Consider the following 25,766-nt stretch of genomic DNA (forward strand, 5'->3'; position numbering starts at 1 on the left):
CGGCGCGCGCGCGGCAACGCCGGGGCATATTCTCAACTTCACCGCTTCGCTTTTCAAAGGATATGCCATGCGCCATCTTCCTTCCGCCCTTGCTATAAGCTTCGCCCTCGCCGCCGGCTGGGCCGCCCCCGCCGCCGCGCAGGACGCGCCCGCCGCCGAAGCGGGCGGGCTCGGCGACATCATCGTCACCGCGCAGCGCCGCGAGGAAAATCTGCAGGACGTGCCGATCGCGGTCAGCGTGCTCGCGGGCGACACGCTCGGCGCGATCACCTCGACCGGCGCCGACATCCGCGCGCTCGCGGGCCGCGTCCCCAGCCTCAACATCGAAAGCTCCTACGGTCGCTCGTTCCCGCGCTTCTATATCCGCGGCCTCGGCAACACCGACTTCGACCTCAACGCGTCGCAGCCGGTCAGCCTCGTCTATGACGACGTCGTGCTCGAAAACCCGATCCTCAAGGGCTTCCCGATTTTCGACCTCGACCGCGTCGAGGTGCTGCGCGGGCCGCAGGGCACGCTGTTCGGCCGCAACACGCCGGCGGGCATCGTCAAGTTCGACACCGCCAAGCCCGGCAAGACCGGCGGCTATGCGCGCGTCAGCTATGGCCGCTATGGCACGAGCCAGGTCGAGGTTGCGGCGGGCGCCGCCGACGACAGCGGCTTTTCGGTCCGCCTCTCGGGCCTCTATCAGCACCGCGACGCCTGGGTCGACAATATCGCGACGACCAAGAGCGACGACCTCGGCGGCTATGACGACATCGCCGCGCGGCTCCAGCTGCAATATGAAAATGGTCCCTTCACCGGCCGCGTGATCGGTCAGGTGCGCGTCTATGACGGCTCGGCGATCATCTTCCGGGCGAACACGCAGGTTCCGGGCAGCAACCATCTCGTCGGCCTCGGCGGCGCCGGCACCGAGTTCGAGCGCGACAAGGTGTGGCAGGACGGAATCAACTTCCAGAAGCTCAATACCTACAACGCCGGGCTCAACCTCGAATATGATTTCGGACCCGTCACGCTCTATTCGATCACCTCTTACTGGAACGGCAATTTCCGCAGCCGCGGCGACATCGACGGCGGCTTCGGCGCCGTTTTCCTGCCCGAATCGGGTCCGGGGCTCATCCCCTTCCAGGCGCAGAGCCAGGACAATGTCCCGAGCCTCGACCAGTTCACGCAGGAAATCCGCGTCGCCTCGAACAATAACGGCGGGTTCGGCTATCAGGGCGGCGTCTTCTACTTCAACGAAGACCTCGACATTTCGAGCTATGAATTCGGCGGCCCGACCGACGCGACCCCGTCGGCGATCGCGATCCAGCGCCAGGAGAGCGAAGCCTATGGCATCTTCGGCTCGCTCAACTATGCGTTCGACAATGGCCTGACCTTGCAGGCCGGCGCGCGCTACAACCACGACACGCGCGATTTCGTCGCGTCGCGCCCGGTCGAAACGCGCCCCGACTTCGTCGTCAATCCGAACACGCCGGTCCCGCCGCAGGCGGCCAAGGTCAAGGGCGAGCTGGTGACGTGGGACGCGAGCGCGACCTGGGAAGCGTCGAACGATGTGACGCTCTATGCCCGCGTCGCGCGCGGCTATCGCGCGCCGTCGGTGCAGGGCCGCCTGACCTTCGCGCGGACGATCTCGACCGCCGATCAGGAAGAGACGATGTCGTATGAAGCGGGCATCAAGACCGCGTTCCTCGACGATCGCGTGCGCTTCAACCTCACCGGCTATTATTTCGACACCAAGGATCTGCAGCTGACCGCGGTCGGCGGCACGTCGAACGTCGCGAGCCTGCTCAACGTCGATGCCAAGGGTCACGGGATCGAGGCCGAATTGCAGGCGGCGCCGGCGCGCGGGCTGACCTTCAGCGTCGGCGGCGCATGGAATGTCGCCAAGATCGACGACCCCAATGCCTTCGTCGCCGGCTGCGGTTCGGCGACGCCGTGCACGGTGCTCGATCCGGTGCGCGCGGGCAGCCCCGGCATCTATTCGATCGACGGCAACCAGCTGCCGCAGTCGCCGAAGTTCACGGCCAACTGGACCGCGGGCTATGAAGTTCCCGTCGGCAATGGCGCCCTCTATGCCTTCACCGACTGGTATTACCGGTCGAAGGTGCAGTTCTTCCTCTATCGCTCGGTCGAATTTTCGGACGACGAGATGATCGAGGGCGGGCTGCGCGTCGGCTATCGCACCGATCGCTATGATTTCGCGGCCTTCGTGCGCAACATCACCGGCGACGCCTCGCCGACCGGCGGTATCGATTTCAACAATCTGACCAGCTACGTCAACGAACCCCGCATCTGGGGCGTCGAGGCGGGCGTGAAGTTCTGACGAATGAAAAGCCCCTCCTCTTCAGAGGAGGGGCTTCAGGAATCCTCACGCCACCGGCCCGACGCGCGGATCGGGCTCAAGGCGGATCAGCGGCACCGTGCGCCCCGTCAGCTTCGCGAAGAATCGCGGCACGGGTGCATTGGCCTGCGCCCAGTTCCAATAGGCCTGATAGGCGGGGTCGCCGAGGAGGTGCTTCTCCTCGGTCTTTGCGCGCCAGTAATAGACACCGCTGACGAGCCCGAGCAGCACCATATTGCGCAGCGCCTCGACCCAGCTTCCGCTTGTCACGAGAAAGGGCATCGAGCCGACCCACCAGCTCAGATTCTTCGCAATATAGGCGGGGTGGCGCGTGAGGGCATAGGGGCCGTGGGTGATGATGCCGCGGTGCGTCAGGTTTGAAAAGCGGATGCCGAACGCCATCGTCGCCCACGCATAGACGGCGATCAGCAGGGCGAGCACGATGCCCCAGATCGTCATCAGCGTCTCGTGCCCCTGCAGCCAATAGCCCCAGTCCGCGCCGCCCACCTGATAGTCGAGCGGGCCGCCGTTCATCAGGATGAAGGGCGGATAGCAGATCAGCGCCGCGACCCACGCCATGCCATAGGGATTGGCGGTGCGGATATGCGCGTCGAGCGGCTTCAGGGTCAGGATATAGCCGACGGTCGCGATGTGGACATCGACCAGATAAAGCAGGTTGATCGTCCACAGCCCGGTCATATAGGGATTGGCGAGCACCTCGCTCATTTGCACCGCGACGAGCGCGGAGAAATTCCCCGGCACGATCGACAGCATGAAGGCGGTGAAGAAGCCCTTCACCGTCCACGCGCGCAGATGGTGCGCGATCGCGCGGGCATCGACCGGTGCCCCCGATGCGATCAGCCAGCGCCCGAAGGCGTAGCAACCGTCGCGCGGCTCGATCATGCGCCGGTCGAGCCACAGCATATAGGGCACCGACGCGAGCAGCAGCCACGGCGCCGCATGCGCGAGCAGGCTCATCGCAAAGGCATAGGGGCCCTGCCAATAATAGCGCATCACGAAATAGGCGAAGGCGATCAGCGCCCAGGTCGCCCACAGGCCGGCGAGCTTGGTGAAGCTGATGTCGAGTGTTTCGCGCCACGGCCGGCGCCGCGACCAGTCGATGCCGGTGGACGGATTGCGATGCACCTTGTCGACGAACACCGACCACAGCACCATTGGCAGGCCGCAGGCGAGCACGCTCGCGACCGCCGAGGCCGGCCCGCTCATCGGCCCGCGCCCGCCCCAGTCGATACCGAACGCGCCGGCGATTTGGGGGGCGTAGCGCGCGATCAGCAGATAAGCGAAAAGCCCGATCAGCCCGACGAGGCCGACCCCGGCGCTGACCGCCGAACGCGGCCGCGCGCGCCGCCCCGGATCGGCGTCGGCGGCGGGAAGGGATGCGGCTGTCGATGGATGCGTCACGCGGTCGATCTAGTCGAAAATGGTAAGCAAGGCGTCAATGATAATCGGCCGATTCGCCTACCTCTTTTTCGGCCAAAAAGCCGCCATTCTGGCACTGTTCCACCGTTCATCGCGTGCATGGTTCGACTCACCCCGACTCGCCCCTTCAGGATTCGCGCTTCACTGACACCGCTGTTAAGTGCGCTTCCCAGTCGGGGCGGAGGGGCTCCAACAAAACAACGAGACGGGGTCGTAGCTTGTCTTCGCAATCGACGGGTCTGCGCCATTGGCGGCAGCGCTTCAATGCGCTGTTTCAGGACCATGAAATTTTTATCCGCACGCACGGTCATGTGCGTTTCCTGCGCATCAGCGCTGTCTGGCAAAAGCGCGTCGCGCTGATCGCGGGGCTCGTGCTCTTCGCGTGGGCGGGCGTCACGCTATCGGTGTTCGTCAACCAGCTGCTCACCGCCGGCGAGCGCGCCGAAGTCGCGCAAAAGGAAGCCGCGGCAGAGGCCGCCGAAGCGCGCATCGCCAAATATCGCGACCGCGTCGCCGAAATCGCCGCCGACCTCGACGAGCGCCAGGCACAGCTCGAGGATTGGCAGAAGACCTATTTCGGTAACGAGGCGCTGCCCGAGGGCGCCAAAACCGACGCCGCCGCGGCCGAAGCCCCCAAGCCCGTCGAAACCAGCGCGATCGACCCGCGCCTGCCCCCCGAGGCGCAGGCGCTCGCGCGCATCGAGGCGCGCCAGGAATCGCTCGCCGCGCGCCTGCTCGCCGCGGTCGATGCCCGCGCGACCAAGGCCGAAACCGCGGTCGCCGAACTCGGGCTCGATCCCAAATCGCTCGTCCGCAAGGCCAGCATCGGACAGGGCGGTCCCTTCATTCCGTGGCGCGGGCGCACCGGCCGCGCGAGCGCGCTCGGCAAGAGCTTCGCCGCGCTCGAAGGCGCGCTCTTCCGCATGGAGGTGCTCGAACGCACCCTCGTCGCCATCCCCTCGGGTCAGCCCGCGCATGTGCTGATGCTCTCGTCGAGCTATGGCTATCGCCGCGATCCCTTCACGGGGCAGAGCGCGATGCATTCGGGGCTCGACTTCCCCGGACCGCTCGGCACGCCGATCCTCGCCGCCGCGCCGGGCAAGGTCGTGTTCGTCGGCCGCCGCTCGGGCTATGGCAATGTCGTCGAGGTCGATCACGGCCAGGGCATCCTGACCCGCTACGCCCACCTGTCGGGCTTCACCGCCAAGGTGGGCGCGCAGGTGACGGCGGGTCAGCAGATCGCCAAGATGGGCTCGACCGGCCGTTCGACCGGCAGCCATCTTCATTTCGAAGTCCGTTTGAACGGCGTCGCGGTCAACCCGCGCCGCTTCCTGGAGGCCAAAGCCGATGTTCTCGAAGTCAAAGCCGACGCCCGACAGCGTGTCCACGCCCTCGCCGCAGCCGCCCGCGCAGGTGCCCGCTAAGATGGCGACCGGCGCGCGTCACACGACCTTTTCGATCATCGGATCGGACGTCGTCATCACCGGCAATGTCGCCGCGAGCGTCGACCTGCACGTCGACGGCAAGATCGAGGGCGACCTCAAATGCGCGAACCTCGTCCAGGGCGAGGCGAGCGAAATCAAGGGCGCGGTCGCTGCCGACACCGCGAAGCTCGCAGGACTGCTCGACGGGTCGATCGAGGCGAAGACGCTGATCGTCCACGCGAGCGCGCGGATCACCGGCGACGTCGTCTATGAAACGATCACGATCGAAAATGGCGGCAAGGTCGACGGCAAGCTGACCCACCGCCGCGCCGGCGCCCCCGGCATGGCCAAGGCCCCGCCACCGCTCGAGGTGGTGGAGAATAAGAGCGCATCGGCGAGCATCTGACCGGCCGGCGATTCACGCCCTCTGTCGAAGTGTCGACTTCAGGGTGGATTCGAGACATTGTCTCAACCCCTCCTCTTCAGAGGAGGGGCAGCGAGACTTGCGAGCTTGCTCGCTAGTCGCAGCGGGGTGGTGCTCCTGCACCGGCGTCCACCACCCCAAACCCCTCCTCTGAAGAGGAGGGGCTTAAGAACGACCACCTTCGCCCGCTGCCCGCCCCTTCAATTCCGCGGCGCCTGCCGCCGGTAACTGAGCGCCTCGGCGATGTGAATGCGCCCTACGGCTTCGGCGCCGGCGAGGTCGGCGATCGTGCGCGCGACGCGCAAGATGCGGGTGTAGCCGCGCGCCGAGAGGCGCATCGCCTCGGCCGCCTGCGCGAGCAGCTTGCGCCCGGGCTCGTCGGGGGTTGCGACCGCTTCGAGCAGTTCGCCGTCGATTTCGGTGTTGGTGCGCGCCTTTTGGCTCGCATAGCGTTCGGTCTGGACCGCGCGCGCCGCGGCGACGCGCGCCGCGACTTCGGCGCTGCCTTCGGCGGGCGGCGGCAGGACAAGGTCGGCGGCGCTCACCGCTTCGACCTCGACGTGGAGGTCGATGCGGTCGAGCAGCGGTCCCGACAGCTTCGCCTGATAGTCGGCGGCGCAGCGCGGCGCGCGGCTGCACGCGAGCGCCGGGTCGCCGAGGTGGCCACAGCGGCAGGGGTTCATCGCCGCGATCAGCTGGACCCGCGCCGGAAAGGTGACATGCGCATTGGCGCGCGCGACGCTGACCTCGCCCGTTTCGAGCGGCTGGCGCAGCGAATCGAGCACGCCGCGCTGGAATTCGGGAAGCTCGTCGAGGAAGAGGACGCCGAGATGCGCGAGGCTGACCTCGCCCGGCCGCACGCGCAGCCCGCCGCCGACGAGCGCGGGCATCGACGCCGAATGATGGGGCGCGCGGAACGGGCGCGCGCGGACGAGCCGCCCGCCCTCGAGATGTCCGGCGACCGAGGCGATCATCGACACTTCGAGCGCTTCGGCGGGCGTCAGCTCGGGCAGGATGCCGGGAAGGCACGCCGCCATCAGCGACTTGCCCGCACCCGGCGGCCCCGACATCAGCAGATTATGTCCGCCCGCGGCGGCGATTTCGAGCGCGCGCTTCGCGGTTTCCTGCCCCTTCACCTGCGCAAGATCGGCGGCGCGCACCGGCTCTTCGACGGTGCCGGGCTGCGGCGCGGCGAGCAGCGCCGTGCCCTTGAAATGATTGAGGAGCGCGAGCAGGTCGGGCGCCGCGAGCACCTCGACATTGCCCGCCCATGCCGCCTCCGGCCCCTGCGCGACCGGGCAGACGAGCCCGCGCTCGACGGTCCCGGCGTGGAGCGCGGCGAGGAGGACGCCGGGCGACGGCGCGACGCGCCCGTCGAGACCGAGTTCGCCGACGACCACGTAGGACGCGAGCGTTTCGGGATCGACCACCCCCATCGCACCCAGCAGCGCGAGCGCGATCGGCAGGTCGTAGTGCGAGCCTTCCTTGGGCAAATCGGCGGGCGAAAGGTTGACGGTGATCCGCTTGGGCGGCAGCGCGAGACCGATCGCCGAGAGCGCGGCGCGGACGCGCTCGCGGCTTTCGGCGACCGCCTTGTCGGGAAGGCCGACGACCGCGAAGCCGGGGACGCCCGGCGCGATCTGGCACTGCACCTCGACCGCGCGCGCGTCGAGCCCGAGATAGGCGACGGTGGATACGATCGCGACCAATGAAATCCCCCCTGCGGCGAGCGCCCGCTCGGCCGCGTGCCCGCTTTGTTCCCATCTCCTTGTAGGGCAAGCGGCGGAGAGGTCGAGTCTTTTTCCGCGCTTCGGCAAAGTCGCGAAGGTCGCCCAGCGCGCAATCGGACTTGCACAATTGACAACATACCGACTGGTTGGTATGTAGAGTCGCATGACGACGAATCGCCCCTCGACTTCAAGAGCCTCGTGACATGAGCTCAAACCCCTCCCCCGCGAGCGCCGCCGCCCGTGCAGTCCCCCCGGCGGGCGGCGGTAGCGCGCGTCGGGCGCCGCGCGGCAGCGCGCGCGCCAAGCTGATCGCCGCCGCGCATCAGACGGTGCGCCGCAAGGGCTATGCCGCAACGAGCGTCGACGAGATCTGCGCCGCGGCGGGCGTCACCAAGGGCGCCTTTTTCCACCATTTCGATTCGAAGGACGCGCTCGCGGTCGCGGCGGCCGAGGGCTGGACCGAACGCGCGCGCCCGATGTTCGAGCTGCCGCCGCACACCCGGCTCGAAGACCCGCTCGACCGGCTGCTCGGCCATATCGACTTCCGCCTCGCCATGCTCGAAGGCCCGGTCGAGGATTTCACCTGCTTCGTCGGGACGATGGTGCAGGAAGCCTATGCGACCAACGACGCGATCCGCGCCGCGTGCGAGGCGAGCATCAACGCCTATTGCGAGGCGCTGACCCCCGACATCGAGGCGGCGATCGCGCGCCACGGCATCGCCCACGGCGTCGGCGCGATGAGCCTCGCGCGCCATATCCAGGCGGTGCTGCAGGGCGCGTTCATCATGGCGAAGACCGCGAACGACGCCGGAATCGCGCGCGACAGCGTCACCCATCTGAAGCGTTACATCCTCATGCTGTTCGGCAGAGGCTGATCCCCCGAGACGAGAGAGGAATTTCCCCATGTCCGATACCCCCAGAATGATTTTCGTGAACCTGCCCGTCGCCGACCTCGAAAAGTCGAAGGCCTTTTACGAAGCGATCGGCTTCACCAACGAGCCGCGCTTCACCGACGAGACCGCCGCCGCGATGGTCTGGTCCGAAACGATCTTCGTGATGATCCTGACCCACGACAAGTGGAAGAGCTTCACCGACCGGCCGATCGCCGATCGCGGGTCGAGCGAGGTGTCGCTGGCGCTGGCGCTGGGAAGCAAGGAAGCGGTCGATGCGATGGTCGAAGCCGCGGCCGCCGCCGGCGGCACCGCCGACGTCAATCCGGTGCAGGATCACGGCTTCATGTACGGCCGCGACATCCTCGACCCCGACGGCCATGTCTGGGGCCCCTTCTGGATGGACCCCGCGGTCGCAAGCGGCGAGGCGCCGCTGCCCGAAGTCGCGGCCTGACGCGCGGGCCAAGGAGACGTAGCGATGACGACGACCACCCCCTCCCCCAAGGCGCTGATCGCCGGCCGCGTGCTGAGCGGCCTCGTCATCGCCTTTCTGCTGTTCGATGCGGGCATCAAGATTGCGCGGCTGGGAATCGTCGGCGAGACTGCGGTGCAGCTCGGCTGGCCCGGCGACCCCGGCTTCTGGGCGGGGCTCGGCTGGCTGCTGCTCGCCTGCACCGCGCTTTATGCCTGGCCGCGCACCGCCTTCCTCGGCGCGATCCTGCTGACCGCGTGGATCGGCGGCGCGGTCGCGACGCATGTCCGCATCGGCAACCCGCTGTTCAGTCATACGTTATTCGGCGTCTATCTGGCGCTGATGCTTTGGGCGGGCCTGTGGCTGCGTTCGCCCGCGCTGCGCTTGCTAGTCCTGCCGGCGCCTGCACGAGACTGACTCCACCCCCACGATCCAAGGAGAGGATCCATGTCCGTCAATCCCGATGCCCCCACCCAGATCACCTCGTTCGACTGGGTTCCCGATTTCGCACGCGGTTTCGTCCGCGACCTCCGGCCGCGCTGGGCGTGCGAGGAAATGGGCCGCGACTATTGCGAGAAGCTGATCAGCGCGACGCAGCGCCCCGCCGACCATTATCTCGACCAGCCATGGGGCCAGGTGCCCGTGCTGCGCGACGGCGAGATCCAATTGTTCGAAAGCGGCGCGATCCTGCTCCACCTCGCCGAACAGGACGAGCGGCTGTTGCCGAGCGATCCGCAGGAGCGCGCGACGGTGCTGAGCTGGCTGTTCGCCGCCTATAACAGCGTCGAGCCGATGCTGTTCGAGCTCGGCAATGTCGACATATTTTCCGCCGGCGAGGAATGGGCGAAGCTGCGCCGCCCCGGGCTGATCGAACATATTCGTGGCCGGCTGTCGCGGCTCGCCGATGCGCTCGGCGACAATCCCTATCTGGCGGGCGAGTTCAGCGTCGCCGACATCGCGATGGCGACGGTGCTGCGCGAAGCGGTCGAGGCAGGCCTGATCGCCGAACAGCCGCGGCTCGCCGCCTATCTGGAGCGCTGCACGGCGCGGCCCGCCTTCGGTCGCGCGCTCGCCGCGCAGCTGGCGTCGTTCAGCGACGAGCCGGTGGCGGCGTGACGATTGAAGCCCCTCCTCTTCAGAGGAGGGGGGTGTCGGGTCGGTCGGTCCCCTGGACCGACCTGAACAGTCCGGGGGACTGTTCACCCGACGCCGGTGGTGGCGCGCGGCAGCGCGCAAGACGTCCAGCACCACCCCGCTGCGACTAGCGGGCAAGCCCCGCAAGTCTCGCTGCCCCTCCTCTGAAGAGGAGGGGAAGGAAATGAGGAGAGAGACGATGACCTATGTCGAAGGATTTGTCCTCGCGGTGCCCGCCGCGAACAAGGACGCGTATCGCAAGCACGCCGCCGATGCGGTGGCTTTGTTCAAGGAATTCGGCGTGCGCCGCCACGTCGAGGCGTGGGGCGACGACGTCCCCGAAGGCAAGCTCAACGATTTCCGCACCGCGGTCGCGGCGAAGGAAGGCGAGGAGATCGTCTTCAGCTGGTTCGAATATCCCGACCGGGCGACGCGCGACGCCGCGAACGCGAAGATGATGAGCGACCCGCGCATGGCGGAAATGGGCGCGTCGATGCCCTTCGACGGGCAGCGGATGATCGTATCGGGGTTCGATTCGTTCGTCGAGGAAGGCCTCGGCGGCGCGATGGGCTATACCGACGGCTTCGTCCTTGCCGTTCCCGACGCCAACCGGGAGACATATCGCAAGATGGCCGACAAGGCCGCGCTCGTCTTCCTCGATCATGGCGCGACGCGCGTGCTCGAATGCTGGGGCGACGATGTGATCGACGGCAAGGTCACCGACTATAAGCGCGCGACGCACGCCGAACCGGGCGAGAGCGTCGTGTTCAGCTGGATCGAATGGCCGAGCAAGGAGGCACGCGTCGCGGGTTGGGAGAAGTCCATGGCCGACGAGCGGATGAAGCATGACCCCAATGATCAGAGCTTCGACGGCAAGCGTATGATCTATGGCGGTTTTGTTCCGATTCTGGATGCTTGAGGCTGAGGCTGCCCCTCCCTTCAGGGGAGGGGCAGCGATCCCCGGATCAAGTCCGGGGCGCAGCGGGGTGGGCCCATCGGCCTCGCGCAGTCCCGCGACCCCCGCCCCCAACCCCTCCCCTGAAGGGGAGGGGCGAAAAGGGAGAAAGACGATGCAACAGCTCTCCTTCCCGAACGAAAGCGCCGCCTATCGCGACGCGCGCGCGGCGTTGCTCGATGCCGAGATCGACTTGAGGCGCCGGATCGAGGCGGTCGCGGCGCAGCGGCGCGCGCTGCCGCCGGGCGGCGCGGTGCCCGAGGATTATGTGTTCGAGCGGATCGGCGTTCATCACCGGCCCGAACCGGTGAAGCTGTCCCAATTGTTCGGCGGCTTCCCCAGCATCATCCTTTACAGCTTCATGTTCGGCGCCGAGCGCGACAATCCGTGCCCCGGCTGCACCCATATGCTCGACGCGATCGACGGCAGCGCGCGTCACGTCGGGCAGCGCGCGCCGCTCTATATCGTCGCCAAGTCGCCGGTCGCGCGGCTCGAGGCGTGGGCGAAGGACCGGCGCTGGCCGCACCTTGCCTTCCTCTCCGACGTCGAGGGCCGCTATTCGGCCGACTATTATGGCGACACTTCGAAGCTGACCGCAGCGAAGCGCGCCGAGCGCGGCATGGCCGAGGGCGAGGATTGGGACGAGACGATCTTCAACGTCTTTCAGAAGGACGGCGACACCGTCCGCCACCATTGGGCGAGCGAGATGAGCTACGGCCCGTCCGACCCCGGCGAGCATCACCGCGCCGGCGACCTCGTCGATCCGCTGTGGGGCCTGCTCGACATGACCCCCGAGGGGCGCGGCAACTTCTTCCCCAGCCTGTCCTATGCGGGGGACGGTCGAGGATGACGCAGCCCCGCCAACAATCGCCTGCGCACCGCCGCGTCGCATCCTGCGCCTGCGGCGCGGTGGCGATCGAGCTTCGCCGGGCACCGATTCTGACCGTGACCTGCCATTGCCATAGCTGCCAGACAGCAGGCGCACGGTTTGCGGCCGAAGGCGCGGCGACGCTCGACCGCGACGGCGGCACCCCCTATGTCGTGTTCCGCAAGGACCGCGTCCATTGTATCAAGGGCGCAGCGCGGCTGGAGGATTATCGGCTGAGCCCCGACGCACCGACCCGGCGCATGATCGCCGCCTGCTGCCGCACGCCGATGTTTCTGGAATTCCTCAAAGGACATTGGCTCAGCATCTATCGCGACCGCCTGCCGCCCGAGGACCGGCCGCCGGTCGAAATGCGGACCATGACCGCCGATCGGCGCGAAGGCGTCGAATTGCCCGACGATATACCCAATCTTGCCCGCCATTCGGGCAAATTCATGTGGCGACTGCTCGCCGCCTGGGCCGCGATGGGGTTTCGCACGCCGTCCATGGGACGCGTGCTGGGGGAAGAGGCATGAGCAAGGCCAGAAGCGAGGACCGCGTCGAAATGCTGAACGTCAACAGCCCCGGCCATGTCGTACGGGTCGAACGCGCCAAATATGAAGCGATGCGCGACGCGATGCTGGCGGTGATCCCCGCCTCTGCCCCCGGCCTGACCGCGGCCGAGATCAAGGCCGGGCTGTTGCCCCTGTTGCCCGAAGAGCTTTTCCCCGGCGGCGCCAAGGCGGGCTGGTGGCAAAAAGGCGTCCAGCTCGACCTTGAGGCGCGCGGCGTGGTGGCGCGCGCCGACACCAAGCCGCTACGTTTTCACCGCCGCTGACCACGGCCTTCCTTTCGGAGAGGAGAAGGATGATGAACAGTTCGACGACGACCAATCCCAAGGGCAGTTTCATCTGGTACGAGCTGATGACCAGCGACCCCGACGGCGCGGCGCGCTTTTACGGCGCGGTCGTCGGCTGGACGATCGCGGCGCATAGCGACCCCGCGGCGTCCGGCGGCGTCGATTATCGCATGATCGTGCGCGGCGACGGCGGCCATGCCGGCGGCGTGCTCGCCCTCAATGCCGACATGCTCGCGGGCGGCGCGCGGCCCGCGTGGATGGGCTATCTCTATACCCCCGATGTCGACGGCACGATCGCGGCGATCGAAGCCGACGGCGGCAAGCTGCACATGCCCGCGACCGACCTGCCCGTCGGGCGCATCGCGATGGTGACGGACCCGCAGGGCGCGCCCTTCTATATCATGAACCCGATCCCGCCCGCGGGTAAGGAGGACATGGACAGCGACGCTTTTTCGGTGACCGAGGCGCAGCATGTGCGCTGGAACGAATTGTCGACGAGCGATCCCGAAGCGGCGATCGCCTTTTACCGCAAACATTTCGGCTGGGGGCAGGAAGGCGCGATGGATATGGGCGCGATGGGCCAATATCGCTTCCTGCAGGTCGGCGAGGTCGGGATCGGCGCGGTGATGCCGATGATGCCCGATATGCCCGCGCCCGCCTGGACTTTCTACATCGGCGTCGACGACATCGACCGCGCGAAGGCGGCGATCGAGGCCGAAGGCGGGACGCTGGTCAACGGGCCGATGGAAATCCCCGGCGGCGAATATGCGATGAACGGTATCGACCCGCAGGGCGCTGCGTTCGGGCTGGTCGGGCCGCGGAAATAATCAACAGCCCCTCCCCTGAAGGGGAGGGGCTGAGAAAAGGAGAGGAGAAGGACGATGACCATACCCGCGAACCAGGCTCCGACCGGCGGCCTGACCCCGCACATCACGATCCGCGACAAGCGCGCGGCCGAGGCGATCGACTTTTACGCCAGGGCGTTCGGCGCGACCGAGGTGGTGCGCGTGCCCGCCGACGACGGCGTGCGGCTGATGCACGCGCATATGCACGTCAATGGCGCATCGCTGATGATGCACGACGACTTCCCCGAATATAGCGGCAATCCGGCGCCGGCACCGGCGGGGGTCGTGCTGCATCTGCAGGTCGACGACACCGACCGCTGGTACGGCCGCGCGGTCGAGGCCGGCGCGGAGAGCGTGATGGCGCCCGAGGACATGTTCTGGGGCGACCGCTATGCGCAGGTCAAGGACCCCTTCGGCCATCTGTGGTCGATCGGCACCCCGCTGAAAGGAGAGAAATGATGGCGAAGACCCCCGTGACGCTGTGCCTGTGGTATGATGGCGACGCCGAAGAAGCGGCGAATTTCTATGCCGCGACCTTCCCGAACAGCAAGGTCGGCGCGGTTCACCGCTCGCCCAGCGACAATCCGAGCGGCAAGGAAGGCGACGTATTGACCGTCGACTTCACCATCCTCGGCATTCCGTGCGTCGGCCTCAACGGCGGTCCCGCCTTCAAGCATAGCGAGGCCTTCAGCTTTCAGGTCCACACCGACACGCAGGAGGAAACCGACCGCTATTGGAACGCGATCGTCGAGGGCGGCGGGCAGGAAAGCATGTGCGGCTGGTGCAAGGACAAATGGGGCTTGAGCTGGCAGATCACTCCGCGCGTGCTGCTCGACGCGACGACGGGCGACGACAAGGCGGCGGCGAAGCGCGCGTTCGAGGCGATGATGGGCATGAAGAAGATCGACGTCGCCGCGATCGAGGCCGCGGTCAAGGGGGGCTGAGAGTGGCGGCGCGACCTTCGCCGCTCCGCGCGTGGCTGCTCTGCGGGACACTCGACATCGCCTATGCCGCGCTGTGGAGCATCGCCGCCGGCGGCACCGTCGGCGGGATGCTGCGCGGGGTCGCGAAAGGCCCCTTCGGCGACGGCGCCGCCGGCTGGGGGCCCGGCGGCGCGGTCGCGGGGCTTGCCACCCATTATGCGATCATGGGCGCGATGGTCGCGGCCTTTGTGGGCTTCGCGCCGCGCTGGTCGGCGCGGACGGGCTGGCCGTGGTGGCTGACCGGCACGCTTTACGGGCTGCTGCTTTACCTCATCATGAACGCAGCCGTGCTGCCGCTGCGTTTCGGCGCGCCCTTTCCGCCCGCCGATCCGGTCAAGGGCCTCGTCGCGCTGTTTCCGCATATCGCCTTCGTCGGGCTGCCGCTCGCCTGGCTCTATCTTCGGGGGGACAAGCAATGATCCCGACTTTCTATGGCCACCCCTTCTCCTCCTATACGTGGAAGGCGCTGATCGCGCTCTACGAGAAGGGTGTCCGTTTCGACTATCGCGTCATCGAGCCCGATCGGCCGCAGCATGGCGAAGAGTTGCGCGCGCACTGGCCGGTGGGGAAATTCCCGCTGCTCGTCGATGGCGAGCGGGCGCTGTTCGAGGCGAGCATCATCATCGAATATCTCGACGCGCGCTATCCGAAGCCGCGGTTGATCCCCGCCGACGCGGACGCAGCGCTGGAGGTGCGATTGTTCGACCGGGTGTTCGACAATCATGTGATGACGCCGATGCAGGAGGTCGTGGCCGACGCGCTGCGCGGGCCGGAAAACCACATGCCGATGATCGTCGACAAGGCGAAGGCGGCGCTCGAGACCGTCTATGGCTGGCTCGACAAGACGCTCGCGGGGCGCGAGTGGGCGACGCCTTACGGCTTTTCACTCGCCGATTGCGCGGCGGCACCGTCGCTCTTCTATGCCGACTGGGTGCATGAAATCGCGCCGGGCTATGCGGCGCTGCGCGCCTATCGCGCGCGGCTGCTCGCGCACCCGCCGGTCAAGCGCTGCGTCGACGATGCGCGGCCGTACCGCGCCTATTTCCCCTTGGGGGCGCCCGACCGCGACTGACCCATTATGCGGTTAACGGCGCGCTGACCGCACTTCTTTGCACTTTGCTAGCCGCGCGCGCGCGAGGACGGGGGCATGGTTTCGCCAGCCGCCCTCGCCCGCCTCGCCGTCGTCGCTCTCGCGGCCGCCGTGCTGGCGCTCGCGCCGGCGCACGCGCAGCGCGTGGTCACCGTCACCACGACAACGACCGTCACCACCTGGACGTGGGAAGCGGACGACAGCGACGTCGCGGCAGACGATGCGGCGGCGACGCGGCGCTATGCGCCGTCGGGCGCGCTGGCGGCGCTCGGCGAGGCGAAGGCGCGCTTCGGTCCGTTCGCGGTGATCGACGCCGCGACCGCGCGCATGGCGGGCGACGTCACCAGCGCGACGCCGCGCCAGTTCGCGGCGATGCTCGCGGCCTTTCCGGGGCTCAAACGCATCGAGATGGTCGATTGCCCGGGGAGTCTCGACGAGGAGGCGAATCTGATCCTCGCGCGCGCGATCCGGCGCGCGGGGCTGGAGACCGAGGTGCCGAGCGGCGGGTCGGTGCGATCCGGCGCGGTCGAGCTGTGGCTCGCGGGCGTCCATCGCCGCGCCGCCCCCGACGCCGAATTCGGGGTGCATAGCTGGATCGACGAATATGGCCGCGAGGCGCGCGACTACCCGGCGAGCGATCCCGTCCACGCCGAATATCTTTCCTATTACCGCGAAATGGGCATGGACGATGCGAAGGCGCGTGCCTTTTACGCGCTGACCAACAGCACGCCGTTCGACGATGTCCGCTATCTGACGCGCGATGACATGGCGCGCTTCGTCGCGCTGAACTGAGCCGCGGCGGGGGGCGGAGCGGGCGGTCGCTGCCATTATAAGCCCCTCCGCTTCAGAGGAGGGGGGTGTCGGGCCGGTCGGTCCCCCGGACCGACCTGAACAGTCCGGGGAACTGTTCACCCGACGCCGGGTGGTGGCGCGCGACAGCGCGCAAGGCGCCCTTGCACCACCCCGCTGCGACTAACGCGCAAAGCGCGCAAGTCTCGCTGCCCCTCCTCTGAAGAGGAGGGGTCGGTCGAACGTCCGCTCCCCACCCCAATGCCGCCGCGCGCCGCCAGCCAACGGTGCGCTCCCAACTGCCCTATGCTTGCAACACGCCTGCCGCCTCCCCACATCGCGGGCTATGGCGAAGCCCGGCCTCTATCAGCGATTGCGCGCGAATGCGCAGGTGCGGTTCGCGCTGTTCGTGACGGGCATCGTGCTGATGATCGCGGCGCCGATCGTCGGGGTGCTGCCGGGGCCGGGGTTCATCATCCTGTTCCCGATCGGGCTGATGCTGAGCCTTCAGAACAGCCTGTGGGCGAAGCGGCGCTATGTCGACTTCAAGCGGCGCCATCCGCGCTACGGCGCGTGGACCGACCGCGTCATGCGCCGGGTCAGCGCCGCGCGGCGGCGCGCGCGCGGCGCCTTGGAAAAGCCAGATGGCGATTGACTTTCCGCCGACTCTTGCTTATCCGCGCCCCCAACGGTGGCCGCCCACGCTTGGCGGCCCTTTTCTGTTCGAGCTTTTGACAAGATTTAGGGAAAACCGCGATGAAGCGCACCTATCAACCGAGCCGCCTCGTGCGCAAGCGCCGTCACGGCTTCCGTGCCCGCAAGGCCACCGTCGGCGGCCGCAAGGTTCTGGCCGCCCGCCGCGCCCGCGGCCGCAAGAAGCTGTCGGCCTGAGCGCCGCCGGTGCGCCGCCCGTGCGCACCCTCAGCAAAAGAAGCGAATTTCTGGCCGCGAATCGCGGCCTTCGCTTTCCCATGCCCGGCTTCGTCCTGCTCGTCCGCCCGCGCGGCGACGGCGATGCAGGCATTGGCATCGGCTATACCGTCAGCAAGAAGGTCGGCAACGCCGTCACGCGCAACCGGATGAAGCGCCGGCTGCGCGCGCTGGCGCGCGCCGCGCTGCCGCAAGCGGGAATCGCCGGCGCCGACCATGTGCTGATCGGCCGCGCGGGCGGCAACGATATCGCCTTTTCCGACCTTGGCGAACATCTCGATTCGGCGCTGCAGCGCGCCGCGAAAAAGCTGGCGCGATGACGGCCGTGCGCGTGGCAGCGCCCCTCTCTCGTCACCCCGGACTTGATCCGGGGTCCAATCCTTCTACGTCGCGTGAATGGATCCCGGATCAAGTCCGGGATGACGAAGGAAGGGGCGTGCGAATCGCGCGTGACGTTGCGCAGTTTTCTGAGCTTTCGGCATGATCGCCAGGCTGCTCATTCTGCTCGCGCGCGGCTGGCAGATCGGCCCGTCCCGCATCCTGCCGCCGACGTGCCGCTATGCCCCGTCGTGCAGCGAATATGCGATCACCGCCCTCTCGCGCTATGGCGCGATCAAGGGTGGCTGGATTGCGGCAAAGCGGCTATTGCGCTGCCATCCTTGGGGCGGCCACGGCTACGACCCGGTTCCGTAGGCGCATTTTCCCCCGACCAATTAGAGACGAAGAGAGACTGAACAGCGTGGACGACAAGCGGAACCTGATCGCGGCGATTTTATTGTCGGTGGCCATCCTGCTCGGATGGAATTTCGTCGCCGACAAATTCTTTCCGACGCCCGACAAGCCCGATGTGACCACGACGGTCGCCGGAAGCGACGGTGCGGCGCCGAAAGCGCAGGGCGAGCCCAACGGCCTGCCCGAGGCCGGGACGGCGGTGCCCGCGGCAAAGCCCGCGACGCAGGCGATCCGCCCTGTCGAGGCGGTGCTCGGCGGCGGACAGCGCATCGGAATCGAAACCCCGGCGCTGTCGGGATCGATCAACCTCGTCGGCGCGCGCATCGACGACATCACGCTGACCAAATATCGCCAGACGGTCGAGAAGAATTCGCCCCCCGTCCGCCTGTTCGCCCCCGCGGGCACCAAGGCCGCCTATTTCGCGAGCATCGGCTGGTCGGCGCAGGGGATCGCAACCCCCGGCGCCGATACGGTCTGGACGGCGAGCGGCGACAAGCTGACCCCCGAAACGCCGGTGACGCTGAGCTGGTCGAACGGCAGCGGCCAGAGTTTTCGCATCGAATATAGCATCGACAAAAATTACCTGATCACCGCGAAGCAGACGATCGCCAACAGCGGCAGCGCGCCGGTGACCGCGAGCAGCTATGCGCTGATCGACCGCCTCGGCAAACCGACCGACCCGCACGAGAAGGACAGCTATACAATCCACGTCGGCCCGACCGGCTATCTCGACGGCAAATCGGTATTCGACGTCGACTACGACGATCTCGACGAGAGCGGCGCGGTCAAATATGCGAGTGCGGGCTGGCTGGGCTTCACCGACAAATATTGGCTAGCCGCGATCATCCCCGCCAAGGGCGAGCGCGTCACCGCGTCGATCAGCACGCCGTCGGCGGACAATTACCAGACGCTGTTCGCGCGGCCCTTCACACAGGTCGCGCCGGGCCGGCAGGTCACGACGACGAGCCGCATCTTTGCCGGCGCGAAGGAAGTCGGCATCCTGTCGGCCTATCAGAACAAGCAGGACATCACCCGCCTGTCGAACGCGATCGACTGGGGCTGGTTCGAATTTTTCGAGGTGCCGATCTTCAAGCTGCTCGACTGGCTGTTCCGCATGGTCGGCAATTTCGGCGTCGCGATCATGCTGCTGACCCTGATCATCCGCGCCGCGATGTTCCCGGTCGCGCAGCGGCAGTTCCGCTCGATGGCGCAGATGCGCCTCGTCCAGCCGAAGATGAAGGCGCTGCAGGAGCGGCACAAGGACGACAAGCCGAAGATGCAGCAGGAGCTGATGAAGCTCTATAAGGACGAGAAGATCAATCCGCTCGCCGGCTGCCTGCCGATCGTCATCCAGATCCCGATCTTCTATGCGCTCTACAAGGTGCTGATGCTGACGATCGAGATGCGCCACCAGCCCTTCATCCTGTGGATCAAGGATCTGTCGGCGCCCGATCCGCTGCACATATTGAACCTGTTCGGCCTCTTGCCCTTCACGCCGCCGTCCTTCCTCGGCATCGGCGTGCTCGCGCTGATCCTGGGCGTCACCATGTGGCTGCAGTTCCGCCTGAACCCGCAGGCGACCGACCCGGTGCAGCAGCAGGTGTTCAAGATCATGCCGTGGCTGTTCATGTTCATCATGGCGCCCTTCGCGGCGGGCCTCCTGCTCTACTGGATCACCAACAACTGTCTGTCGATCGCGCAGCAGCAGTGGATGTACCGCAAATATCCGCAGCTGAAGGCGGTGGCGGCGAAATAGCATACCGACCCTGTCGGCGTGCGTCCCCGCGAAGGCGGGGACCCATCTCCGACAGGTACGGATTTGAACGACAGGAGATGGACCCCCGCCTTCGCGGGGGTACACGACAATGACCGATAACGAGATCGACCCCATCCTTTCCGAACGCGCGCGCAAGCTGTTTGCGGGGCCGATCGCCTTTCTGAAATCGGCGCCCGCGCTCCAGCATCTGCCGGCGCCGAGCGTGCCCGAGATCGCCTTTGCGGGGCGGTCGAACGTCGGCAAATCGTCGCTGCTCAACGCGCTGACCAATCGCAACGGGCTCGCGCGCACCTCGGTCACGCCGGGGCGCACGCAGGAGCTCAACTATTTCGACGTCGGCGAACCGCTGGCCTTCCGCCTCGTCGACATGCCCGGCTATGGCTTTGCGAAGGCGCCGAAGGATGTCGTCAGGAAATGGCGCTTCCTGGTGAATGATTATCTGCGCGGGCGCGCGGTGCTCAAGCGGACGCTGGTGCTGATCGACAGCCGCCACGGGCTGAAGGACGTCGACCGCGAGGTGCTGGAGATGCTCGACGTCGCCGCGGTCAGCTATCGGCTCGTCCTCACCAAGACCGACAAGATCAAGGCGAGCGACCTCGCCGCGGTGCAGGCGGCGACCGAGGCCGAAGCGCGCAAGCATCCCGCCGCGCACCCGCAGGTGATCGCGACGAGCAGCGAAAAGGGCATGGGGATCGCCGAGCTGAGGACCGCAGTGCTCGAGGCGGTGGAGAGTTAATTCTCCCCTCCCGCTTGCGGGAGGGGTCGGGGGAGGGCATGTCATACCGACCCGCGGGCCGCAACAGCCCCTCCCCTAACCCCTCCCGCGAGCGGGAGGGGAATATGGAGTCGCCATGAAACTCTTCATCGGCAACAAGGCCTATTCGAGCTGGAGCCTGCGCGGCTGGCTCGCGGTCAAGCACAGCGGCCTCGCGTTCGAGGAGGTGACCGTCCCGCTTTACGACGAGGATTGGTCGAACCGCCGCGAGGGCGACGAGTTCGCGCCGTCGGGCGGCAAGGTGCCGATCCTGTGGGACGGCGAGGACATCGTCGTGTGGGACAGCCTCGCGATCATCGACTATCTCAACGAAAAGACCGGCGGAACGCGAGGGTTTTGGCCCGAGGACTGGGCCGCGCGCGCGATGGCGCGGTCGATGGCGGCCGAAATGCATTCGAGCTTTGCAGCGCTGCGCCGCCATCACAGCATGAACATCCGCCGCATCTACCCCACCGCCGAGCTGTTGCCCGAGGTCGAAGCCGATGTGATGCGCATCCTGCAGATCTGGGCCGAGGCGCGGGCGCGCTTCGGCGACGGCGGCGATTATCTGTTCGGCGACTGGTCGGCCGCCGACATGATGTTCGCGCCCGTCGTCACGCGCTTCCTGACCTATTCGATTCCCTTGCCGCGCTTTGCCATCCCCTATTGCCAGGCGGTGATCAGCCACCCGTGCATGCAGGAATGGATCGGCGGCGCGCAGGCCGAGGATTGGGTGATCGAACAGTTCGAGGGGCCGGAGCAGCGGTGAGGGCGTGCGGGGCGGGAGACGACCCCATTGCGGACATCGTGGAACCGGGTAAATTCGTGCGATGAAACTCGTCCGCTCTTACAACCTTTTACTGGGCGTAACGCTGTGTCTTACTGCGCTACTTGCAATCGGTTCAATGGCGCAGTCAATGAGCCGTTACGCCGAAGAGCCGGAAGATGTTTGGCTCTTGGCCTTCTGGGCTGCATTTCTTACGCCTCTCCCAGCATTGTGTCTGGCGAACGGACTTGGTCGCAGGCTGGCTGGATCGATCTGGCTCAGGGGCGGCAACATGCTCGCCGTATCAGTCATCTGGTTGTTAGTAATCATCGGAAAAGACGATCCTTTCATCGTTGTTGCGGGTGCGTTGGCCGTTCTCGGGCCTCTTCTCGCACTGCTCTTTTCACAAACTCGGGCTCCTGCTGAACACGGCAGCTAACCACCCCAAAGCCGCCCATCGTCACGGCACCCGCGTCGTCGGATAGGGCGTGCCGTCCTTGTGCGTATAGCCTTCGGGGGTGAAGAGCATGTCGATGTCCGAATAGCCGCCGCCGGTGTCGTATTTCTTGCCGCCGCCCAAGGCGACGAACACGCAATCGGCGTCCGATTCGTTGACCAGGTGATGGCCGTTGGTGCTGCCCTTCGGCCAGACGGCGATGTCGCCCGCGGCCATCGGTGTGCGGCCGTCGTCCTCGATCAGCACCGCCTCACCCGAGATCATGACCAGCATCTCGTCCTCGCCGTCGTGCCAGTGGCGCTGCGACGACCAGGCACCGGGTTTCAGCACGACATGGCTCGCGGCGAAATCGGTCAGCCCGGAGGGCGGCGCGAGGCGGCGATACCAGCGCCCCTGCACCGGCTGGTCGAAGGGCGCGGGATAGCCGGTGGCGTTGGTCTGTTCGATCGTGTCGAGGTCGAGTTTGGGCATGGGGCAGTCCTCTTGCGTTGGCTCCTCTTTTGTTTCGCACAAAGGCACGAAGACACAAAGAGGCTGTATGCGGGACCGGCGACTCTTGCCGATCGCGCGAAGCGCACCCCCTTTGTGTCTTCGTGTCTTTGTGCGAGCCCCATTCTGCCGTCTCGACTTCACCCGGTGCCAGCGGGTAAGGGGCGATCATGACCATCGACCCCATTGATCTCGCAAAAGCGCTGATCGCCGCGCCGAGCGTCACCCCCGCCACCGGCGCCGTGTTCGGCGTGCTAGAAGCGGCGCTCGTCCCGCTTGGCTTCACCGTCGAGCGCTTCATCGACGGGATCGAGCCCGACGGGCCGGTCGAAAATCTGCTCGCGGTGCGGCGGGGGGCCGGGCCGGTGCATTTCGGCTTTGCCGGCCATCTCGACGTCGTGCCGCCGGGAGTGGGCTGGGCAAGCGACGCGTTCGTCCCCGAAATCCGCGGCAATCTGCTCTACGGGCGCGGCGCGGTCGACATGAAGGGCGCGATCGCCGCCTTCGTCGCCGCGGCGGCCGCAACGCCGGTCGAGGCGGGAACGATCAGCCTGATCGTCACCGGCGACGAGGAAGGCGCGGCGATCTTCGGCACCCGCGCGCTGATGGAGCATATGGATGCGCGCGGCGTCCGCCCCGACATGATCCTGGTCGGCGAACCGACGTCGGTGAACCGGCTCGGCGACATGATGAAGATCGGGCGGCGCGGATCGGTCAATATCTGGATCGACGTGCCGGGGGTGCAGGGACATGTCGCCTATCCGCACCTTGCCGACAATCCGATTCCCAAACTGGTGCGGATCCTCGCGGCGATCGACGGGGTGACGCTCGACGAGGGAACCGACTGGTTTCAGCCGTCGAACATCGAATTCACCGACATCGAGGTCGGCAATGGCGCGACCAACGTCATCCCCGCCTCGGCGCGGGCGCGGCTGTCGATCCGCTTCAACGACCAGCAGACGGGCGCCGAACTGGTCGAGATGATCGAGCGCATCGCGCACGACGTCGAGCCGCGCGCGAAGGTGGTGGGCAAGATTTCGGGCGAAGCCTTTCTGACCCCGCCGGGCGACCTGTCCGCGCTCGTCGCCGAGGCGGTTCATGCCGAAACCGACATCATGCCCGAACTGTCGACGACGGGAGGCACCTCCGACGCGCGCTTCCTCCACGCGCTGTGCCCGGTGGTCGAATTCGGGCTGCCCAATGCGACGATGCACAAGCTCGACGAGGCGGTCGCGGTCGCCGATCTGCACAAACTCGCTGCCATCTATCGCGGCGTGTTGATGCGCGCGCTGCTCGATTGAATTGATCTCACGCAAAGGCGCAAAGGCGCGAAGAAGAAAAATCTCACACAAAGACACAAAGATGTCAGTTCGTCCGCGCGGCGAATGCTTGTCGCCGCAGGCGACATTTACAAAGGCGCTTCGCGCGATCTTCGAATAACCTGATCGGTGTGAACTACCCTCTTTGTGTCTTTGTGTGAGATCCTTTTTTTTTGCCTTCTTCGCGCCTTTGCGCCTTTGCGTGAGAAATTTATTCAATCGCGCCCGCGCCGCAAAATCACATAGACCGCGCCCGCGCCGCCGTGGCTGATGTGCGCGGGGCGGAGCGCGACGATGCGGCCGGCGAAGGGCGAGGCGGCGAGCCAGTCGGCGAGCGAGGCGCGGATCGCACCGCGCGGGCGGGGTTCGCCGTGCATTTGCGGCAGGCGGTCGGCGCCGGGACGCAGCCGCCCCGCGACGACGAGCAGCACGCGCGCGCCGCGGATCAGCGCGCGGCCGATCGCATCGTCGAGCAAAGCCTGCGCCGAGGCGAGGTTGTGGCCGTGGAGGTCGATCGAGGCGTCGGGGCGCACGAGCCCCTTGCGCAGGCGCCGGTCCCAATGGCTGTCGAGCGTCGCCTGGCTGTGGGTACGGCGCGGCGGCGGCAGCGGTGCCGGGCGCGGCGGCGCGGCGGGTGCCGCGGTGTTGCGCGGAGCCGCTTTCGGCGGCCGAACCGTGGGCGGCGCTTCGGGGGGAAGCGAAGCCGGCCCCTTGCGGAGCGGCTGGACCGTCGCGGCGACCTTTTTCCAGAGCGCCGCTTCGTCGGGGTCGAGGCGCCGGGGCATTAGTGGCGCTCCGGCACCGGCCCACTCCCCCACCCGGCCTCCCACAGACTATCAGGATCGGGGAGGCCGGGTGGGGGAGTGGGCCGGTGCCGCATTTTCAACGCCCCGTCAGCCGCGCGACGCTGGCGCGCGGGAGCAGCAGCAAGGCCGAGCCGCGCGCCGCCATACCGCCGGCAATCGCCCGCGCGCTATCGCCCGCCCCCCAGAAGCTGTCGAAGCGGTTCGCCCCCTTGATCGCGCCGCCGGTATCCTGCGCGATCCACAGCCCGTTCGGTTCGGCGCGGTCGAGCGAGAGGAAGACCGGCGCGCCGAGCGGGACATATTTGGGATCGGCGGCGACGCTGACCCGCCCGGTGACCGGCACGCCGAGCGCGCCGAGCGGACCGGCGCCGGTCAGCTCGCGAAAGAAGACCCAGCTGGGATTTTCGTTCATCACCGCGGCGCCGCGCACCGGGTCGGCGTGCAGATAGTCGAGGATGCCCTGCATCGACGCCTGCCCCGGCTGGAGCTCGCCGCGGTCGCGCAGCAGCTTGCCGATGCCGACATAGTCGCGCCCGTTCTGGCTGTCGTAGCCGATCCGCATCACCGACCCGTCGGGGAGGCGCAGGCGGCCCGATCCCTGAATCTGAAGAAAGAAGAATTCGGCGGCGTCGGCGGCCCAGGCGATTTCGAGCCCGCGATTCGCGAGCGCCCCGCCCTCGATCGCCGCGCGGTCGTAATAGGGGACGAAATTGCTGCCCTGGACACGGCCGCGAATCTTTTTGCCCTTCAGCGCGTCGGAGAAAAGGCCGAGATCGACGTCGACGAGGTCGGCGGGGCGGCGATAGATGGGAACCTCATAGCCCGGCCGCCGCGTGCGCGATGCCGCGATCTCGGGCTCGAAATAGCCGGTGACGAAGGCGCTGCCCGCGCCGACCTGCACCGTGCCGAAATAGCGGCTGAAGAAATTGCCCGCGTCGCGATCGGGCCAGCCGGTCGCGGCGGCGCAGCTTTCGGTCCATTCGCCGCTTTGGGTGAGTCCGCTCGCGTCGGTCCGGCGCTGGAGCGCGGGGCAGCTCAGCCGGAACGCCTTGAGCGCGGCCGTCGCCTGTTCGGGGGCGACGCCGAGTTCATTATATTCGGGGCCGAGCACGATCCCCGCCTCGACCGCGGTGGTCGCACCTTCGGGAGCCGGTGCGGCGGCGAGCGGCGGGTTCGGAGTCGCGGGGACCGGCTGCGCGGCAGCGTCCGGCGATGGCGCAGGACGCGGTGCCGGCACCGGCCGCGCGGCGGGCGCGTCGGCGGGCGGTATCACCGACGCGCAGGCCGATAGCAGCGGCAGGATGGCGAACAGCGCGTAACGCGACGCCGACGGGCGGCGCCTTGCGGGGTTCACGCGGAGACGCGGAGGCGCGGAGATGCCGTGTTTCCCGCGAAGCGGCCTTTCCCGGCCCACATCCTGCCGCGATGCGGCGTCGGGAGAGAAAAGGGTCTTTTGGCCCAAGGCCTTTTCTCCGCGTCTCCGCGTCTCCGCGTG

General features: G+C 67.2%; 31 protein-coding genes. 26 read left to right on the plus strand and 5 right to left on the minus strand.

What is annotated here, in order from left to right; genetic code table 11:
* Positions 1-67 precede the first annotated feature (67 nt).
* On the plus strand, positions 68-2,323 hold the full coding sequence (locus CHB69_RS09615) for a TonB-dependent receptor (RefSeq protein WP_089215790.1): 2,256 nt from the start codon (positions 68-70) through the stop codon (positions 2,321-2,323).
* Positions 2,324-2,368: 45 nt separating this feature from the next.
* Here CHB69_RS09615 and CHB69_RS09620 read toward each other — a convergent pair whose 3' ends face one another.
* The gene (locus CHB69_RS09620) at positions 2,369-3,763 is read right to left on the minus strand and encodes a methyltransferase family protein (RefSeq protein WP_089215791.1); all 1,395 of its coding nucleotides are present in this window, start codon (positions 3,761-3,763) and stop codon (positions 2,369-2,371) included.
* A 236-nt stretch (positions 3,764-3,999) separates the two neighbouring features.
* Here CHB69_RS09620 and CHB69_RS09625 point away from each other — a divergent pair, with 236 nt between their 5' ends.
* Positions 4,000-5,205: a M23 family metallopeptidase gene (locus CHB69_RS09625; protein ID WP_089215792.1), complete on the plus strand. Its 1,206-nt coding sequence runs from the start codon at positions 4,000-4,002 to the stop codon at positions 5,203-5,205.
* A gap of 1 nt (position 5,206) precedes the next feature.
* Positions 5,207-5,611 carry a bactofilin family protein gene (locus CHB69_RS09630; RefSeq protein ID WP_245836677.1) on the plus strand — a complete coding sequence of 135 codons (405 nt, stop codon included), beginning with the start codon at positions 5,207-5,209 and terminating at the stop codon, positions 5,609-5,611.
* 218 nt (positions 5,612-5,829) lie between these two features.
* Here CHB69_RS09630 and CHB69_RS09635 read toward each other — a convergent pair whose 3' ends face one another.
* The gene (locus tag CHB69_RS09635; protein WP_089215794.1) at positions 5,830-7,338 is read right to left on the minus strand and encodes a YifB family Mg chelatase-like AAA ATPase; all 1,509 of its coding nucleotides are present in this window, start codon (positions 7,336-7,338) and stop codon (positions 5,830-5,832) included.
* A gap of 224 nt (positions 7,339-7,562) precedes the next feature.
* On the opposite strand from CHB69_RS09635, the gene CHB69_RS09640 reads away from it, so the two are divergent.
* The 22 genes from CHB69_RS09640 (at position 7,563) to CHB69_RS09745 (ending at position 21,639) form a co-directional block, all read left to right on the plus strand.
* A complete protein-coding gene (locus tag CHB69_RS09640) occupies positions 7,563-8,234 on the plus strand; it encodes a TetR/AcrR family transcriptional regulator (protein ID WP_089215795.1) in 672 nt (223 codons plus the stop codon).
* Between the two features lie 28 nt (positions 8,235-8,262).
* Positions 8,263-8,703 carry a VOC family protein gene (locus tag CHB69_RS09645; RefSeq protein ID WP_212541913.1) on the plus strand — a complete coding sequence of 147 codons (441 nt, stop codon included), beginning with the start codon at positions 8,263-8,265 and terminating at the stop codon, positions 8,701-8,703.
* Between the two features lie 24 nt (positions 8,704-8,727).
* Positions 8,728-9,138, plus strand: a complete 411-nt coding sequence (locus CHB69_RS09650) for a DoxX family protein (RefSeq protein WP_089215797.1) — start codon at positions 8,728-8,730, stop codon at positions 9,136-9,138.
* 30 nt (positions 9,139-9,168) lie between these two features.
* Positions 9,169-9,837, plus strand: a complete 669-nt coding sequence (locus CHB69_RS09655) for a glutathione S-transferase family protein (protein ID WP_089215798.1) — start codon at positions 9,169-9,171, stop codon at positions 9,835-9,837.
* A 217-nt stretch (positions 9,838-10,054) separates the two neighbouring features.
* Positions 10,055-10,774: a DUF1428 domain-containing protein gene (locus tag CHB69_RS20790; protein ID WP_089215799.1), complete on the plus strand. Its 720-nt coding sequence runs from the start codon at positions 10,055-10,057 to the stop codon at positions 10,772-10,774.
* Between the two features lie 151 nt (positions 10,775-10,925).
* A complete protein-coding gene (locus CHB69_RS09665) occupies positions 10,926-11,660 on the plus strand; it encodes a DUF899 family protein (protein WP_089215800.1) in 735 nt (244 codons plus the stop codon).
* A complete protein-coding gene (locus tag CHB69_RS09670; RefSeq protein WP_089215801.1) occupies positions 11,657-12,211 on the plus strand; it encodes a GFA family protein in 555 nt (184 codons plus the stop codon). Before CHB69_RS09665 ends, CHB69_RS09670 begins: the two co-directional genes overlap by 4 nt.
* Entirely contained in the window at positions 12,208-12,513 is a 306-nt protein-coding gene (locus tag CHB69_RS09675; protein ID WP_089215802.1) for a DUF6958 family protein, read from the plus strand. The genes CHB69_RS09670 and CHB69_RS09675 overlap by 4 nt, the downstream gene beginning before the upstream one ends.
* 29 nt (positions 12,514-12,542) lie before the next feature.
* Positions 12,543-13,361: a VOC family protein gene (locus CHB69_RS09680; RefSeq protein ID WP_245836679.1), complete on the plus strand. Its 819-nt coding sequence runs from the start codon at positions 12,543-12,545 to the stop codon at positions 13,359-13,361.
* A gap of 54 nt (positions 13,362-13,415) precedes the next feature.
* Positions 13,416-13,838, plus strand: a complete 423-nt coding sequence (locus CHB69_RS09685; RefSeq protein ID WP_089215803.1) for a VOC family protein — start codon at positions 13,416-13,418, stop codon at positions 13,836-13,838.
* Entirely contained in the window at positions 13,838-14,323 is a 486-nt protein-coding gene (locus tag CHB69_RS09690) for a VOC family protein (RefSeq protein ID WP_425442414.1), read from the plus strand. Before CHB69_RS09685 ends, CHB69_RS09690 begins: the two co-directional genes overlap by 1 nt.
* A 2-nt stretch (positions 14,324-14,325) precedes the next feature.
* Complete coding sequence (locus CHB69_RS09695; RefSeq protein ID WP_245836681.1) at positions 14,326-14,781, plus strand: hypothetical protein; 456 nt, start codon at positions 14,326-14,328, stop codon at positions 14,779-14,781.
* Entirely contained in the window at positions 14,778-15,434 is a 657-nt protein-coding gene (locus tag CHB69_RS09700; protein ID WP_089215805.1) for a glutathione S-transferase family protein, read from the plus strand. The genes CHB69_RS09695 and CHB69_RS09700 overlap by 4 nt, the downstream gene beginning before the upstream one ends.
* 75 nt (positions 15,435-15,509) lie before the next feature.
* A complete protein-coding gene (locus CHB69_RS09705) occupies positions 15,510-16,244 on the plus strand; it encodes an alpha/beta hydrolase (RefSeq protein WP_089215806.1) in 735 nt (244 codons plus the stop codon).
* Between the two features lie 343 nt (positions 16,245-16,587).
* On the plus strand, positions 16,588-16,896 hold the full coding sequence (locus tag CHB69_RS09710) for a hypothetical protein (RefSeq protein WP_089215807.1): 309 nt from the start codon (positions 16,588-16,590) through the stop codon (positions 16,894-16,896).
* A 101-nt stretch (positions 16,897-16,997) separates the two neighbouring features.
* Positions 16,998-17,132 (plus strand): 50S ribosomal protein L34, encoded by a 135-nt coding sequence (gene rpmH / locus CHB69_RS09715; RefSeq protein WP_003046693.1) that lies wholly within the window; start codon positions 16,998-17,000, stop codon positions 17,130-17,132.
* Between the two features lie 20 nt (positions 17,133-17,152).
* Positions 17,153-17,491 carry a ribonuclease P protein component gene (gene rnpA, locus CHB69_RS09720; protein WP_089215808.1) on the plus strand — a complete coding sequence of 113 codons (339 nt, stop codon included), beginning with the start codon at positions 17,153-17,155 and terminating at the stop codon, positions 17,489-17,491.
* A gap of 160 nt (positions 17,492-17,651) precedes the next feature.
* The gene (gene yidD / locus CHB69_RS09725; RefSeq protein ID WP_089215809.1) at positions 17,652-17,864 is read left to right on the plus strand and encodes a membrane protein insertion efficiency factor YidD; all 213 of its coding nucleotides are present in this window, start codon (positions 17,652-17,654) and stop codon (positions 17,862-17,864) included.
* Between the two features lie 46 nt (positions 17,865-17,910).
* Positions 17,911-19,659 carry a membrane protein insertase YidC gene (gene yidC, locus CHB69_RS09730; protein ID WP_089215810.1) on the plus strand — a complete coding sequence of 583 codons (1,749 nt, stop codon included), beginning with the start codon at positions 17,911-17,913 and terminating at the stop codon, positions 19,657-19,659.
* Between the two features lie 109 nt (positions 19,660-19,768).
* Positions 19,769-20,416, plus strand: a complete 648-nt coding sequence (gene yihA / locus CHB69_RS09735; protein WP_089215811.1) for a ribosome biogenesis GTP-binding protein YihA/YsxC — start codon at positions 19,769-19,771, stop codon at positions 20,414-20,416.
* 115 nt (positions 20,417-20,531) lie between these two features.
* On the plus strand, positions 20,532-21,203 hold the full coding sequence (locus tag CHB69_RS09740) for a glutathione S-transferase family protein (protein ID WP_089215812.1): 672 nt from the start codon (positions 20,532-20,534) through the stop codon (positions 21,201-21,203).
* 61 nt (positions 21,204-21,264) lie between these two features.
* Positions 21,265-21,639: a hypothetical protein gene (locus CHB69_RS09745; RefSeq protein WP_089215813.1), complete on the plus strand. Its 375-nt coding sequence runs from the start codon at positions 21,265-21,267 to the stop codon at positions 21,637-21,639.
* A 21-nt stretch (positions 21,640-21,660) separates the two neighbouring features.
* Here CHB69_RS09745 and CHB69_RS09750 read toward each other — a convergent pair whose 3' ends face one another.
* Positions 21,661-22,128, minus strand: a complete 468-nt coding sequence (locus CHB69_RS09750) for a cupin domain-containing protein (protein WP_089215814.1) — start codon at positions 22,126-22,128, stop codon at positions 21,661-21,663.
* 188 nt (positions 22,129-22,316) lie between these two features.
* Here CHB69_RS09750 and dapE point away from each other — a divergent pair, with 188 nt between their 5' ends.
* Complete coding sequence (dapE, locus tag CHB69_RS09755; RefSeq protein WP_089215815.1) at positions 22,317-23,447, plus strand: succinyl-diaminopimelate desuccinylase; 1,131 nt, start codon at positions 22,317-22,319, stop codon at positions 23,445-23,447.
* Between the two features lie 233 nt (positions 23,448-23,680).
* On the opposite strand, the gene CHB69_RS09760 is transcribed toward dapE, so the two are convergent.
* Complete coding sequence (locus CHB69_RS09760) at positions 23,681-24,250, minus strand: Smr/MutS family protein (protein ID WP_089215816.1); 570 nt, start codon at positions 24,248-24,250, stop codon at positions 23,681-23,683.
* 97 nt (positions 24,251-24,347) lie between these two features.
* The gene (gene mltA, locus CHB69_RS09765) at positions 24,348-25,625 is read right to left on the minus strand and encodes a murein transglycosylase A (protein WP_245836684.1); all 1,278 of its coding nucleotides are present in this window, start codon (positions 25,623-25,625) and stop codon (positions 24,348-24,350) included.
* Between the last annotated feature and the right edge of the window lie 141 nt (positions 25,626-25,766).

This window comes from Sphingopyxis indica (assembly GCF_900188185.1).
Taxonomy (GTDB): Bacteria; Pseudomonadota; Alphaproteobacteria; order Sphingomonadales; family Sphingomonadaceae; genus Sphingopyxis; species Sphingopyxis indica.

Bases quoted from the DNA above. Each gene is read 5' to 3' on its own strand.
- CHB69_RS09615 (WP_089215790.1), top strand. From the start codon at position 68: ATGCGCCATCTTCCTTCCGCCCTTGCTATAAGCTTCGCCCTCGCCGCC.
- CHB69_RS09630 (WP_245836677.1), top strand. From the start codon at position 5,207: ATGGCGACCGGCGCGCGTCACACGACCTTTTCGATCATCGGATCGGAC.
- CHB69_RS09640 (WP_089215795.1), top strand. From the start codon at position 7,563: ATGAGCTCAAACCCCTCCCCCGCGAGCGCCGCCGCCCGTGCAGTCCCC.
- CHB69_RS09645 (WP_212541913.1), top strand. From the start codon at position 8,263: ATGTCCGATACCCCCAGAATGATTTTCGTGAACCTGCCCGTCGCCGAC.
- CHB69_RS09650 (WP_089215797.1), top strand. From the start codon at position 8,728: ATGACGACGACCACCCCCTCCCCCAAGGCGCTGATCGCCGGCCGCGTG.
- CHB69_RS09655 (WP_089215798.1), top strand. From the start codon at position 9,169: ATGTCCGTCAATCCCGATGCCCCCACCCAGATCACCTCGTTCGACTGG.
- CHB69_RS20790 (WP_089215799.1), top strand. From the start codon at position 10,055: ATGACCTATGTCGAAGGATTTGTCCTCGCGGTGCCCGCCGCGAACAAG.
- CHB69_RS09665 (WP_089215800.1), top strand. From the start codon at position 10,926: ATGCAACAGCTCTCCTTCCCGAACGAAAGCGCCGCCTATCGCGACGCG.
- CHB69_RS09670 (WP_089215801.1), top strand. From the start codon at position 11,657: ATGACGCAGCCCCGCCAACAATCGCCTGCGCACCGCCGCGTCGCATCC.
- CHB69_RS09675 (WP_089215802.1), top strand. From the start codon at position 12,208: ATGAGCAAGGCCAGAAGCGAGGACCGCGTCGAAATGCTGAACGTCAAC.
- CHB69_RS09680 (WP_245836679.1), top strand. From the start codon at position 12,543: ATGATGAACAGTTCGACGACGACCAATCCCAAGGGCAGTTTCATCTGG.
- CHB69_RS09685 (WP_089215803.1), top strand. From the start codon at position 13,416: ATGACCATACCCGCGAACCAGGCTCCGACCGGCGGCCTGACCCCGCAC.
- CHB69_RS09690 (WP_425442414.1), top strand. From the start codon at position 13,838: ATGGCGAAGACCCCCGTGACGCTGTGCCTGTGGTATGATGGCGACGCC.
- CHB69_RS09700 (WP_089215805.1), top strand. From the start codon at position 14,778: ATGATCCCGACTTTCTATGGCCACCCCTTCTCCTCCTATACGTGGAAG.
- CHB69_RS09705 (WP_089215806.1), top strand. From the start codon at position 15,510: ATGGTTTCGCCAGCCGCCCTCGCCCGCCTCGCCGTCGTCGCTCTCGCG.
- CHB69_RS09710 (WP_089215807.1), top strand. From the start codon at position 16,588: ATGGCGAAGCCCGGCCTCTATCAGCGATTGCGCGCGAATGCGCAGGTG.
- rpmH (WP_003046693.1), top strand. From the start codon at position 16,998: ATGAAGCGCACCTATCAACCGAGCCGCCTCGTGCGCAAGCGCCGTCAC.
- yidD (WP_089215809.1), top strand. From the start codon at position 17,652: ATGATCGCCAGGCTGCTCATTCTGCTCGCGCGCGGCTGGCAGATCGGC.
- yihA (WP_089215811.1), top strand. From the start codon at position 19,769: ATGACCGATAACGAGATCGACCCCATCCTTTCCGAACGCGCGCGCAAG.
- CHB69_RS09740 (WP_089215812.1), top strand. From the start codon at position 20,532: ATGAAACTCTTCATCGGCAACAAGGCCTATTCGAGCTGGAGCCTGCGC.
- CHB69_RS09745 (WP_089215813.1), top strand. From the start codon at position 21,265: ATGAAACTCGTCCGCTCTTACAACCTTTTACTGGGCGTAACGCTGTGT.
- CHB69_RS09750 (WP_089215814.1), bottom strand. From the start codon at position 22,128: ATGCCCAAACTCGACCTCGACACGATCGAACAGACCAACGCCACCGGC.
- dapE (WP_089215815.1), top strand. From the start codon at position 22,317: ATGACCATCGACCCCATTGATCTCGCAAAAGCGCTGATCGCCGCGCCG.
- CHB69_RS09760 (WP_089215816.1), bottom strand. From the start codon at position 24,250: ATGCCCCGGCGCCTCGACCCCGACGAAGCGGCGCTCTGGAAAAAGGTC.